Source organism: Microbacterium sp. GXF0217, from assembly GCF_054798195.1.
In genome coordinates this window covers 216,665-229,243 of the sequence record NZ_JBSJZG010000004.1, presented here as the reverse complement: position 1 = coordinate 229,243, position 12,579 = coordinate 216,665, and the positions used below count along the sequence as shown (strand labels likewise).

At 68.1% G+C, this 12,579-nt stretch carries 13 protein-coding genes; 6 read left to right on the top strand and 7 right to left on the bottom strand.

Annotated features, from left to right (window positions below; genetic code table 11):
• The first annotated feature begins 1 nt into the window (after position 1).
• Both ACWAT3_RS10240 and ACWAT3_RS10235 read left to right on the top strand, forming a co-directional pair.
• Positions 2-148 (top strand): hypothetical protein, encoded by a 147-nt coding sequence (locus ACWAT3_RS10240; RefSeq protein ID WP_460798139.1) that lies wholly within the window; start codon positions 2-4, stop codon positions 146-148.
• 68 nt (positions 149-216) lie between these two features.
• Entirely contained in the window at positions 217-567 is a 351-nt protein-coding gene (locus ACWAT3_RS10235) for a TraR/DksA family transcriptional regulator (RefSeq protein WP_460798137.1), read from the top strand.
• A 91-nt stretch (positions 568-658) separates the two neighbouring features.
• Here the strand turns inward: ACWAT3_RS10235 and ACWAT3_RS10230 are convergent, their stop codons facing one another.
• A complete protein-coding gene (locus tag ACWAT3_RS10230) occupies positions 659-2,833 on the bottom strand; it encodes a S1 family peptidase (RefSeq protein WP_460798136.1) in 2,175 nt (724 codons plus the stop codon).
• A gap of 200 nt (positions 2,834-3,033) precedes the next feature.
• Between ACWAT3_RS10230 and ACWAT3_RS10225 the strand changes: the two genes are divergently transcribed.
• From ACWAT3_RS10225 to ACWAT3_RS10215, 3 genes are read left to right on the top strand one after another with little or no spacing between them, the layout of a single operon-like run.
• On the top strand, positions 3,034-3,435 hold the full coding sequence (locus ACWAT3_RS10225) for an META domain-containing protein (RefSeq protein ID WP_460798134.1): 402 nt from the start codon (positions 3,034-3,036) through the stop codon (positions 3,433-3,435).
• Positions 3,436-3,476: 41 nt separating this feature from the next.
• Positions 3,477-4,289 carry a hypothetical protein gene (locus ACWAT3_RS10220; RefSeq protein ID WP_460798132.1) on the top strand — a complete coding sequence of 271 codons (813 nt, stop codon included), beginning with the start codon at positions 3,477-3,479 and terminating at the stop codon, positions 4,287-4,289.
• Between the two features lie 7 nt (positions 4,290-4,296).
• Positions 4,297-5,286 (top strand): Gfo/Idh/MocA family protein, encoded by a 990-nt coding sequence (locus ACWAT3_RS10215; protein ID WP_460798131.1) that lies wholly within the window; start codon positions 4,297-4,299, stop codon positions 5,284-5,286.
• Here ACWAT3_RS10215 and ACWAT3_RS10210 read toward each other — a convergent pair.
• Positions 5,267-5,422: a hypothetical protein gene (locus ACWAT3_RS10210; RefSeq protein WP_460798129.1), complete on the bottom strand. Its 156-nt coding sequence runs from the start codon at positions 5,420-5,422 to the stop codon at positions 5,267-5,269. The two genes, ACWAT3_RS10215 and ACWAT3_RS10210, sit on opposite strands and share 20 nt — an antisense overlap.
• 54 nt (positions 5,423-5,476) lie before the next feature.
• Here ACWAT3_RS10210 and ACWAT3_RS10205 point away from each other — a divergent pair, with 54 nt between their 5' ends.
• Positions 5,477-6,271 (top strand): SDR family NAD(P)-dependent oxidoreductase, encoded by a 795-nt coding sequence (locus ACWAT3_RS10205; protein ID WP_460798128.1) that lies wholly within the window; start codon positions 5,477-5,479, stop codon positions 6,269-6,271.
• 383 nt (positions 6,272-6,654) lie between these two features.
• On the opposite strand, the gene ACWAT3_RS10200 is transcribed toward ACWAT3_RS10205, so the two are convergent.
• The 5 genes from ACWAT3_RS10200 to ACWAT3_RS10180 form a co-directional block, all read right to left on the bottom strand.
• Positions 6,655-8,094, bottom strand: coding sequence for a lipase maturation factor family protein (locus ACWAT3_RS10200; RefSeq protein WP_460798126.1), 1,440 nt, complete (start codon positions 8,092-8,094; stop codon positions 6,655-6,657).
• A 40-nt stretch (positions 8,095-8,134) separates the two neighbouring features.
• A complete protein-coding gene (locus tag ACWAT3_RS10195) occupies positions 8,135-9,043 on the bottom strand; it encodes a glycine betaine ABC transporter substrate-binding protein (RefSeq protein ID WP_460798124.1) in 909 nt (302 codons plus the stop codon).
• A 96-nt stretch (positions 9,044-9,139) separates the two neighbouring features.
• Complete coding sequence (locus tag ACWAT3_RS10190; protein ID WP_460798123.1) at positions 9,140-10,051, bottom strand: glycine betaine ABC transporter substrate-binding protein; 912 nt, start codon at positions 10,049-10,051, stop codon at positions 9,140-9,142.
• A gap of 55 nt (positions 10,052-10,106) precedes the next feature.
• On the bottom strand, positions 10,107-11,024 hold the full coding sequence (locus ACWAT3_RS10185) for an ABC transporter permease (protein WP_460798121.1): 918 nt from the start codon (positions 11,022-11,024) through the stop codon (positions 10,107-10,109).
• Positions 11,024-12,334 (bottom strand): quaternary amine ABC transporter ATP-binding protein, encoded by a 1,311-nt coding sequence (locus ACWAT3_RS10180; protein ID WP_460798120.1) that lies wholly within the window; start codon positions 12,332-12,334, stop codon positions 11,024-11,026. The genes ACWAT3_RS10185 and ACWAT3_RS10180 overlap by 1 nt, the downstream gene beginning before the upstream one ends.
• Between the last annotated feature and the right edge of the window lie 245 nt (positions 12,335-12,579).

Sequence of the window (12,579 nt, the reverse complement as noted above, 5' to 3'; positions counted from 1 at the left end):
CATGACCGAGAAGCACGAAGAGGCCGAAGACCTGTCGATCTACTCTGAGCGCCGCCAGAAGCGCATCCGGGTCACCGCCTGGGTCACGATCGCCGCGCTCATCCTGGTCGGCGGCGGCGCGACGGTTCTCTCGCTCCTGCTCGGCTGAGCGCGCGCCGGCGGCGCGATCACAGCCGCCCGACCCACTCGACGGCGCCGGTGCGGCAGGATGACGGTATGACCGCCGAACCGCGCGCCCGCCTCGAGCAGCTGCGCGTCGATGCGCTCGCGCGGGCCGAGTCGGCGATCGCTGCACTGACTCAGCTCACGCACGATCGCGAAGGCTCCACGGATGATGACGAGCACGATCCTGAAGGCGTGACGCTGTCGTCGGAGTGGTCGCGGCTTACCGGCCTCGCGGATGCCGCGCAGGCGGAGCTGCGTCAGATCGAAGACGCGCTGGCGCGAGTGGATGCCGGCACCTACGGGGTCTGCATGGCATGCGGTCGCAGCATCCCGCCGGAGCGGTTGCAGGCGCGACAGTTCGCGGAGCTGTGCGTGCCGTGCGCCGAGAAGTCGGGACGATGACGCGCGCGACCCGAAGGGCCTGACGCGCCGCTCCAGGCATGACGAAGGGGCGAGCGCCTCACGGCGCCCGCCCCTCGATCAGTCAGTCTCGTCAGTCCTGCACGAGCTTGCGACGACGCACCACGAGCAGCATGACGCCTGCCGCGATGAGCGCGATCGCTCCGGCCGAAGCCGTCAGCGGGACGATGGTGTCCATACCGGTGGTCGCGAGCTCACCATCGCCACCGTCGGACGGAGCCTCAGCACCGCCGGAGCCGCCGCCGTTGCCGCCCGGAGCCGGTGCGGGAGCCGCAGCCGAGACCGAGAAGGCCAGTTCAGCTGCCGTGGCGGAGTTGACCCCGTCGACGGACTGCACGGCGCGGACCGTGTACGAACCGGGCTCGAGAGCCGCGTCGAACTCGATGCTCCACTCGCCATCGACGACCGTCGCGCTGTAGCTGCCGCTCTCGGCCGCGAGGGCGCTGATCGCGTTGGCTGCATCCGTGCCGTTCAGAGCAACCTTGATGCTGGCGCCTTCGATGCCGGTGCCGGACAGGCCCGTCGGGCCCTCCGTCGGGCCGAAGACCTGACCGTTGAAGATCGAGGTGATCGCCGGTGCGGCCGGTGCCAGGGTGAACGTCGAGCTGACGACATCCGAGAACTCCTCGGCGTTGCGGAACTGCTGCGCCGTGATCGTGTACTCGCCGTAGTTCGTGTCGTTCAGGCCGTCGATCGTCCAGGTGCCGTCCTCGCCGACGGTGACCGGCGGGAAGCCGGAACCGCTGTTGCCGGTGCCCAGCGAGACCTCGACGGTGTTGCCGGCGACGCCGGTGCCGCTGATGCTCGTGAGCGGGGCGCTGACGGTCGAGCCGTCAGCCGGCGACGTGATGACCGGAGCCGCAACGGGCGGCGGAACGACCGTGACATCCCAGTTCGTGGTGGCCGAGCGGCTGAAGCCGTTGACCGCGGTGAACGTGTACGTGAAGTCGCCCTTGTTCTGGAGCTTGAAGCTGAACGCGCCGTCCACGACGTCGACCGACGTGGGCTCGCCACCATCACGCGTGATGATGACGGACTTGGCGTTGGTCGACGTGGTGCCGGTGATGGTCGAGCCGCGCTCGGCCGTCGCACCCGCATCGATCTTCGGCTTGTCGATCGTGAGCGCGACGGTGTAGCCGTCGGTGTGCTCGAGAGCCTTGGTGAGCGAGGTCGCCCATGTGATCGTGTCGTTGCCGCCGCTGATCACGCCGACGGCGGTGCTTCCCTGGAAGACCGCTCCACCGGAGTCGCCGTGGTCGGAACCGACATCGCTCGAGAAGCCGCGGACCCAGCGACCTCCGACCGGCGCCCATCCGTCGAGAACGTCGGATGCGCTGATCTGGCCGGTGGTGAGACCGGTCGTGCGACCCGCCTTCGACACGGAACCGACGGTGGGCTCGCCGACCGCCTTGATCGGGGTCGTGCTCTCGGAGAGCGAGTCCAGCGACGCGCCTGCGGTCGACCAGTCGGTCACGACCGGCTTCGGGTTCCAGCCATCGACGACGTCGATGACCGCGATGTCGGTCGAGTTGGGGTCGTTCTCCGCACCCTCGGAGTTGCCGGTGCCGCCGTACTGCGCGAAGCCGAACTCACCGAAGGGCTCGAGCGGCTCAACGAATCCGTAGCCCTCGCCGTCGACGGCGGGCTCCTCGCCCGGGATGGTCAGGTACGTGTCGGTGAACTTCTCACCGGCGTCGTTGAACGCGCAGTGACCGGCACTGATCACGGCGGGGTCGCCCTCGGGCGTGAACGCCGAGAAGCCGATGGAGCACGCGTAGGCGTAGATGCCCTCAGGGGTCTCTTCGAGCATCGCGTAGCCCTGGCCGCCGACGACATCGCCCGTGGCGTAGGACTCGAACGGCGCCGAGGTCGTGATGACCTCTGCACCCGTGACGTCCAGTTCGTCGGCGAACGCCTCGATGGCCTCGTCACTGCCCGGTGCCTTGATGCTGTCCTCGGTGACGAGGATCAGGTCATCACCCGCGGCGTTCACGCCGACGGCGACGATCTCGACGTCGGCCTTGGCCGCCGCCTCTGCCGCCTCGGCGACCTCGTCCTCGGTGACCTCGGTCTTCGGAGCCTCGGTCTCCTTGGGTGCGGAAGCCTTCTCCGCGGCCGGAGTCGAGCTCGCGTCCGGAGTCGGCGTTGTCTCTGCGGCGACGGCCGGAGCTGCGAAGACGAGCCCTCCGAGCGTCAGCGTCGCGGCTGCAGTCAGCGCCAGCGAGCGGCGCCCCATCCCTCTAGTCATGTATGACAGTCCTTTATCGCTGCGAATGATGCGCAGTGTCCCCCCGCCGGAGTCGAGTACCCCTATGACAGCTCCGGAAGAACATGCAGTGGCTCGCGCTGAAAACACAAACCTCGTTCAGGGTACACAGCTTGCACACAGACTCCAATGGGTAGTTGTACCCGGATTACGAATTCCTTCACGTTGAGTAGCATCGACGCATGACCTCGCACCGCATCCGAACGGCCATCGTCGTGGCCGCAGCCGCTCTTCTGCTGACGGCCTGCGCACCGGCGAACGGACCGTCCGACGCCCCGACGTCGACGGCCTCGCCGGACGAGCCGGACGTCGTCGGCAGCTGGGGATCGGATGCCGCGGGTCAGCCGTTCCTCGAGTTCACCGCCGAGGGCACGGTGACCGGCACCGACGGGTGCAACGGCATCAGCAGCACGTACACCGTGGTCGACGACTCGATCGAGATCGCATCCTTCTTCTCCACCCTCAAGGCGTGCCAGGGCGTGGACGACTGGCTCCGAGGACTGAGCACGGCGCGGCTCGACGGCGACACCCTCATCGTGATGAACAGAGAAGGCACGAAGATCGGCGAGCTTTCCCGCGCCTGAGCGGTTCACGAGGACAGCGGCAGGGCTAGGCTGAGGCCATCATGGACGAGTTCCTCCAGGGCTTCTGGACCTTCGCCGGGGACTATTGGTGGCTGATCTTCCCGATCATGGGAGTTCTCGGCGGCCTCGGCAAGGCGTGGGAGCGCGCCTCGAAGCAGCGCCACGAACGGCGCCTCGAGACCATCCGCATGAAGGGTGAGATCAAGGCCGCTCAGATCGCCGCCCGCGGGCAGGCCGCGCCCGTCACGGCCCGGATTCCGACGCAGATCCCCGCGCAGCCGCAGGTCACGCCGAACCAGTTGGTCGAGCGCCTCTTCGCCGAACACGACGAGATCACCGCCCGCTGGCTGGACTACGAGCTCGACGTCGCCAAGCTCATCGCCTTCCCGGCGATGAGCGACGGACGCCAGCCGTTGACCGCCGCGTTCCTGCGCGCCAAGAAGACCGCGGATGCGCTGCGCCCGGCATCCGCAGACGCCAAGATCAGCGAGCAGCAGGTCGGCGAGTATCTGGATGCCGTCGGCAACTACGCCGTCGCGTTCGAAGTGGCCGAGAAGGATGCCAGGCGGCTGCGCGACTCGACCTTCACCGAGGCCGAGCGCAAGAAGCTGGACCGCGCGCAGCAGCTGCTGAAGGTCGCCGTCGACGACACCGCTACGCAGGCCGAGCGCAACCTCGCGTACAAGCGGGTGCGCGAAGAACTCGACGGACTGATCGTGCTCTCGGATCAGGCGGTGCAGGTGCTCGAGAACCAGGTCGCCCGCGAGATCACCGCGGCCCCGGAACCCGCAGCCCCGGCATCCGCTCCCGAGCCGGAACGGATGCCGCTGCGTCGGGACGACGAGCGCGCATGACGCCGGCGTGAGCGCCTCCGAAATCCGAGTCGGCCTCATCGGCGCCGGCGGCATCTCACGCGTCCACGCGGACGCCTGGCGGACCCTGGGTGCGCACGTGACGGTGGCGTCGCACAGCGGCGCCGAAGAACTCGCCGCCGAGTACGGCATGAGCACGGCTCCCGACATCGTGACCCTGCTCGCCGCGGTAGACGTCGTCGACATCGTGACGCCGAGCGGCACGCATGCCGCCATCGCTCTCGCGGCTATCGAGGCGGGCGTCCACGTCATCTGCGAGAAGCCGCTCGCGCCGACCGCGGCCGAGGCCCAGCGCATCGTCGATGCGGCAGCCGCCGGCGGCGTGCGGCTGTTCCCCGCGCACGTGGTGCGCTACTTCCCCGAGTACGCCAGGGTCAAGGCGCAGATCGATGCCGGCGCTGTCGGAGCGGTGGCGTCGCAGCGCCTCTTCCGGAGGGGGACCGCGCCGACGGTTCCCTGGTTCTTCCGTGAGAGCACCGGCGGCGGAGTGATCCGCGACCTCATGATCCACGACATCGACCAGGCGCTCTGGCTCGCCGGCCCCGTGGTGAGCGTCTCCGCGGCGCAGGATCCGTCGACGAAGGCCGATGTCGTGCCCGCGCCCGTCACCGCCCTGGTCGCGCTGAACCATGCGAACGGCACTCGCTCGCATCTGGAGGCGACCTGGGGCGCACCGGGCACCACGTTCCGTACCGGCGTCGAGATCGTCGGGTCCCTCGGCCGCATCACGTACGACAGCGCCGCGGATGCCGCGACACGCACCGGCACGGCATCCGCCGCGACCGATCATCTGCCGCCGGTGTCTCCGAACGACAGTCCGTACCTCAGCCAGCTCGCCGACTTCGTCGCTGCCATCCGACAGGATGCCGACGCCCGCGTGTCCGGCGCAGACGGCGTCGCCGCGATCGCCGTCGCTGAGGCCGCCTACGCGTCGATCGCAACGGGTGAACCCGTGTCGCTCACGCCTGCGGGTGGATGATCGCCTTCATCGAGTCGTGCTCCGTCTTCGCGACCATCAGGGCCTCGGCGGTGCCGCCGAGACCGAAGTGGTGGGTGACGATCGCCGCGGCATCCCCAGCCATCCCGTCGGCGATGCGCTCAGCAGAGGCGGGCATGTCTGGCGCGTCCGATGCGTTGCACGTACGGTCAGCAGCAACGAAAGGCTTCCCATGCGCATCGACCTCACCGGCAGAACCGCCCTCGTCACGGGCTCGACCCAGGGCATCGGGCGCGCGATCGCCGCGCAGCTCGCGGATGCGGGGGCGCGCGTGGCCGTCAATGGACGCAGCGCCTCGTCCGTGGCATCCGTGATCACCGAGCTCCAGTCCCAGAACGCCGATCGAGACCTCGTCGCGGCCCCGGGCGACGTCACGACGACGGACGGGACGGATGCCGTGCTCGCCGCGACCGGACCCGTCGATGTGCTGGTGAACAACCTCGGCATCTTCGGGTCCGAAGACCCGCTCGCCATCTCCGACGACGAGTGGCGCCGATACTTCGAGGTGAACGTCCTCGCGGCGGTGCGTCTGATCCGCGCGACGCTGCCTGGTATGAAGGAGCGCGGCTGGGGACGCGTGCTGAACATCGCGAGCGACTCCGCGGTCGTGATCCCCGCCGAGATGATCCACTACGGCATGTCGAAGACGGCTCTGCTGGCCGTCTCGCGCGGTTTCGCCAAGGATGCCGCAGGCACGGGCGTCACGGTGAACTCCGTGCTGGCCGGACCGACGCACACCGGCGGGGTCGAGACGTTCGTGTACGAACTCGTCGATCAGGCGCTGCCGTGGGAGGACGCCCAGCGCGAGTTCATGCGGCTGCACCGCCCGCAGTCGCTACTGCAGCGGCTGATCGAACCGGAGGAGATCGCGAACATGGTCGCGTACCTGGCGTCCCCTCTGGCCTCGGCGACGACGGGCGCCGCAGTGCGCGTCGACGGCGGCTACATCGACTCGATCGTGCCGTAGCGGTCGGATCCCGCGGCGGGGTCCCGGGTGCACCTGCACGACCCTCGCGTCGGGGCCCGCGGGTCGCCGGCACAGTTGCACGACTCCGGTACACCTGCACGGCCGAACGCCGGCATCCGCCGTGCAACCGTTCCCGAGTCGTGCAACTGTACCGAAGCCAACGGTCGCACGACGTTCGGGGTACAGGCCCCGGGGTGCAGGCCCCGGGGTGCAGGCCCCGGGGTGCAGGCCCCCGGGGTGCAGGCCCCGGGTTGCTGGCGTTCGGGTCGCCGGGCCCTCGGACCGCAGGAACAGTTGCACGACCCCGGTACATCTGCACGACCGGGAACCGGATTCTGCCCCGGCATCCGTTCCCGGGTCGTGCAACTGTGCAGGGGTGATCCTCAGCGCAGCGAGACGGCGCCCATAACTTCGCGACGGCGATCGCGCACCCACACAGCACCCGCGCCGCGCGGGGCGAACCGATAGCGGTACGACACCGCGCGCACCCACCGCGGACGCTCACCCCCGAATGGGTCCGAGGCGAGCAGCCGCAGGGTCGGGGCATCCGCCTCCAGCAGCCGAACGAGGAACATCGTGAACCAGTCGTCGAGCGATCGTCCGAGCGGCAGGAACCACATGAGCCAGTCCAGGCGCAGGTGGTACGGCGCGAACTGTCCCGGCACCCGGCGCAGCGCACCAGGCTTGCCCTTGAACGCGTACTCCCGCCATTCAGCCGAGTCGGGGTCGGCGTCGGTCGTGCCCTCCACGACGATCTCGATCCGCTCCTTCGTGACGGTGCCGAACGCGCCGTATGCGTTCGCGAGCTGCCACCGGTTGAAGCTCGCGTTCATGAGCTGACGCCGGGCGAACAGGTTCCGCAGCGCCGGCCAGCTCAGCACGAGGTACAGGATGCCGACGGCGACGGTCGCGATGATCCAATACAGCGGGATGGCCTCGTCGCGCCCGGAGCCCGGGATTCCGATCGCCGAGAACGCCAGCACGATCGTCGCCCAGTTCAGCCACGCGAAGTTGCCCGTCAGCACGAGCCAGAGCTGTGTGGCGATGACGATCGCGGCGGCAGCAGCTCCGATGAGGAGGGCGGGCGCACCTGCCCCGGGCAGGAGCAGCGACAGGATCGGCGCGAAGAGGAAGAACGGCACGACGAGCTGAGCGACGTGGTTGCCCAGCACCTCGCCCTGATGGAACCACCGCGGCAGGAGATGCGCCTGCCGGCTGAGCGGGCCGGGCATGGGCTGCGTCTCGTGGTGGTACGTGAGTGCCGTCAGGTCGCGCCACTCCCGTCCACCGCGGATCTTGATCATTCCCGCGCCGAACTCCAGCCGGAGCACCAGCCACCAGAACAGCACGATCACGACCGTCGGCGGCGGCTCGTGCACCGAGCCGAGGAACGCCGCGAGGAACCCGGCCTCGAGCAGCAGCATCTCCCACCCGAACGAGTAGAACGTCTGCCCGATGCTCGCGATGGACATGTACCCGCCCCACAGTGCGAGGAACGCCAGCATCGGCACCCAGCTCGGCCCCTGCTGCGGGATGCCGATCACGAGCGAGGCCGAGAACACGATGCCCGCCGCGCACAAGGCGACCAGCCGCTTGTCGGTGTAACGGATGCGGGTGAAGAGCGTCGGATGCAGCATCCGCTTCCGCGCCGCCGACGAGCCGGCCCACTCCAGCAGCTGAGGCGCCGGAAGCAGGCCGCGCTCGCCGAGCAGCGGGCGGAACTGGTTCAGCGTCGAGACGAACGCGACGAGGTACAGCGCCGCGATGCCCCGCTGCAGGACCTCGCGCGCGAAGGAGAAGTCGACAGCCGCGAAACCGTCCATGCGAGAAGGCTACGCTCCTCCCCCGCGCGCCGAGATCCGCTCAGTCGGCGACGACCCAGTCCAGGTCCGCGCCATGCTCTTCGAGCCAGGCGTCGACGGCCTCGGGCTCCTTGCCGGAACCGTACTCGTTGACGACAAGGTTCTCGAGCGAGCCGTACTGCTCGTCATCGAGTGTGATCTGCCCGATCAGGTCGGCTGCCTCGGGGAACTCTTCGGTGAAGCCCTTGTGTCCGAGGAAGTGCAGCCCCTCTGGATCGCCCATCCCGTTGCGCGGGTCCTCGAGCTCCTTCAGTCCGTACGCTTCGATGGCCCAGAACGGCTTCCAGAGCGTCACCACGACGTCCTCCTTCGACTCGACGGCATCGTCGACGACCGTCAGCATCGCGGCGAGAGACGACGACGTGAGCGTGTACTCGTCGTCGAGCCCGTGCTCGGGGAAGAGCTTCTCGGCGGCCATGGTCGCCGTTCCCGAACCCGGCTCGATCGTGTAGATCCGACCATCGAAGCGGTCACCCTGACCGTGGAGATCGTCGACCGAGTCGATGTCGTCCATGTAGTCGGGCACGGCGAGGAAGCCCTGCGCGCCCTCGTAGTAGGTGCCGAGGTCCTCGAGGTCATCGCCGTAGGTCTCCATGAACGCCTTCTGGGAGATCTCCGGCCATGCGGACGGATAGATGTCGACGTCGCCCTGCGCGAGTGCGGTGTAGAGCATGCCCGGCTCGGTGAGCGTCTCCAGTTCGACGTTGTACCCCAGCTTGGTCAGCTGATCCTCGAGCAGGTAGGCGTTGTTGACCGCATCCGTCCAGGACGGCAGGAACCCGATCGTGATCGTGCCCTTGCTGTCGTCGGATGCGTCGGCCGCGCCGCCGCTGGTGCAGCCGGTGAGCGCGAGAGCACCCCCGAGGCCGAGAGTCAGGATGCCGGCGGTGATGCGTGCGTGCTTCGTCATGTTCCGTAAGAGTCTTTCCGTTGCGTATGCGTGTCCGGGGTATGCAGAAGGGGGCTTCGCAGCAGAAGCCGCGAAGCCCCCTTTCGCAGGAGGGTGTTACTCGGAGACGACCCAGTCGAACTGGTCGCCGTTCTCCTCGAGCCAGGCATCCACGGCTTCGGCTTCCTGACCCTCGCCGTACTCGTTCACGACGAGGTCCTCGAGCGACCCGTACTGCGCGTCGTCCAGCTTGATCTGCTCGACCAGCTCAGCGGCCTCGGGGAACTCCTCGGCGAAGCCCTTGTGACCGACGAAGTTGAGGGTCTCGGGGGTGCCCATGGCTCCCTCGGGGTCCTCGAGCGTCTTGACGTCGTACGAGCTGTTCGCCCAGAACGGCTTCCACAGCGTGACGACGACGTCCTCCTTGTTGTCGATCGCCTCGCCGAGCACCGTCAGCATGGCCGCGGTCGACGACGTCTGCAGCGTGTACTCGCCGTCCAGCCCGTAGGCCGGCATCGCCACGTCCTGGGTCTGCGCGGTCAGACCGGCGCCCGGCTCGATGCCGATGATCGTGCCGTCGAACATGTCGGCGTTTCCCTTGAGCTCGTCGATCGAGTCGATCTCGGTGTAGCTGGGGACGGCGAGGGTCAGCACGGCGTTCTCGTAGTACGCGCCGAGGTCCTCGAGGTCATCGCCGTACTGCTCCATGTAGGACGCGTGCGTGACCTCGGGCCAGGCCGACGGGTACATGTCGACGTCGCCCTGCGCGAGGCCGGTGTACAGCGGCCCCGCCTCGGTGAGCTCTTCGAACTCGACCTCGTAGCCGAGCTTCTCGAACTGGTCCTGGAGCAGGTACGCCATGCTCAGGCCGTCCGTCCAGGAGGGCAGGAACCCGAGGGTGATGGTGCCCTTGTCCTCGCCCGAGCCCCCGGCCGAGGTGTCGTCGGAGCCCGTCGCACACCCCGCGAGGGCGAGGGATGCGGTGACTCCGAGTGCTGCGACGGCTGTGATGTGCCGGTACTTCTTCATGGTGCTTCCTTTCGTATGCTGTGGTGCGTTCCGTATGGATTCAGGTGGTGCTGTGTCAGGCCGGGACGGATGCCGCGGCATCCGCTGCCTGGATCTGCTGTGCCGCACGACGCCGGGAGAGAGCCCCGAGCAGCGACGACGAGTACTCGTTCGGCGTGCCGAGGGCTGCGGTGACGCGGTCGAGGTAGACCGCGATCAGCACGACGGCGAGGCCGGCCTCGACGCCCTTGGCCGTGTTGACGGTCGAGATCGCCAGGACGACCTCCTTGCCGAGTCCGTCCGCACCGGCCATACCGGCGATGACGACCATCGACAGCGAGAGCATGATGACCTGGTTGACGCCGGCCATGATCGACGGCATCGCGAGCGGCAGCTGGATGCCGCGCAGGATCTGACCCGGCTTCGCACCGAAGGCCTGCCCTGCTTCCACGGTCTCGGAGTCGACTCCGCGGATGCCGAGCTCGGTGAGGCGCACGCCGGGGGGCAGCGCGAAGATCACGGTCGCGACGAGACCGGGGACGACGCCGATGCTGAAGAACACGATCGCCGGGATCAGGTACACCATGGCCGGCATGGTCTGCATGAAGTCGAGGACCGGCTTCAGGATCATCCGGACGGTGTCGTTGCGCGCCGACCAGATGCCCAGCGGGACTGCGATGGCGATCGCCACGAGCGCCGACACCAGGACGAGCGCCAGCGTCTGCATCGACAGTTCCCACAGGCCCATCGAGACGATGACCAGGAACGAGATGCCGGTGCCGACGGCCATCTGCCACGAGCGGACGAGCCACGCGATGAGCGCGAAGATCACGATCATGATCGGGAACGGCGTGCCGACCAGGATGTCGGTCAGCCCGTCGACGAGGAAGCGGACGACGAACGAGATCACATCGAGGAGCGCGGCCAGGTTGTCCTTGACCCAGTCGACGACCGATGCGACCCACTCTCCGATCGGAATGCGGAAGCCATCCATCACAGCACCTCCTTCTCGGGAGCCTGACCTTCGACCGCGGTGGCCGCGGCATCCTGCGCCTCATCGAGCACGGCATCGATCTCGGCCTGCGGAACGGGCCGGAGCGGAAGCGTGATCTCCTCGGTGGCCCCTGGGCCGGGGCCGAGGGCGGCGAGCAGGGTGATGCGCGGGATGACGCCGACGAGGCGCCCGTCCGCGTCGACGACCGCCAGCGGAAGCGGAGACTCCACAGCGGGGACGAACAGGTTCATCAGAACCTCGTCCTCGCCCACGCTCTGCGGGACGGGCTTGAGGATCGAGGCGAGCGACGTCTCGCCCTTGCGGACGAGCTTGATCGCGTCGCGGTCGGTGACGATGCCGACGAGCTTGCGGTCGCGACCGGTCACGTACGCCGCCGACATGTAGGCGTCGCGCATCTGGCGCAGCGCCGTGCGGGGGCCCGTCGTCTCGGCAACCACCGGACGCGGCAGCTCCATGACGTTGGCGGCCGTGAGCACGCGTGCGCGGTCGACGTCCTGGACGAACTGCTCGACGTAGTCGTTGGCCGGATCGGTGAGGATGTCCTCCGGCGTGCCGATCTGGACGATCCGCCCGTCGCGCATGACCGCGATCCGATCGCCGAGGAACATCGCCTCGTTGAGGTCGTGCGTGATGAACACGATCGTCTTCTGCAACTTCTGCTGCAGTTCGAGCAGTTGCTCCTGCATCTCACGGCGGATGAGCGGGTCGAGCGCACTGAATGCCTCGTCCATGAGCAGGATCTCGGTGTCGGCCGCGAGCGCGCGGGCGATGCCGACGCGCTGCTGCATTCCACCGGAGAGCTGCGAGGGGAGCTTGTCCCCCCAGCCGTGCAGCCCCACCATCGCGAGGACCTCTTCGGCCTTCGCGAGACGCTCGGTCTTGCCGACCCCGCGGAGCTCGAGCGGGTAGGCGACGTTCGCGGCGACCGTACGGTGCGGCAGCAGTGCGAAGTGCTGGAACACCATCGACACCTTGTCGCGGCGGATCTCGCGGAGCCGCGATGCCGGGATGCCGGTGATCTGGTCGCCGCCGACGGTGACGTCGCCGTCGGTCGCGTCGTGCAGACCGTTCAGCATGCGGATGATGGTGGACTTGCCGGATCCCGACAGGCCCATGATGACGAAGATCTCGCCCTTGTTGACGGAGAAGCTGGCGTCGATGACGGCAGCGGTTCCGGCGTCGAGGACGTCGTCACGGGTTTCGCCGGATTTCAGGCGGCGGACGGCTTGATTCGGGTTCCGTCCGAATACCTTGAACAGATGGCGCGCAACAAGTGCGGTTTCAGTCACGTTTCCCCCGCGGCTCACCGTTTTCAGGGTCTCGGTGAGCCCGCTTCGGTTGCGCCCGGGTGATGTTCACAAGGCCGTTTCGACAGAGCTGCATGGCGGCACAGGCGGCGGATTTCGGATCCACCGCATAGAACATCGACCGTACGTGCGCGCCTCTTCGTAGCTGCTGCAGAATCGAAAGAAGGACGCGCCCGCGGACTGGTCTTCGGGCATGATGCCCGCCTTCCACCGTAACAAAATGGCTG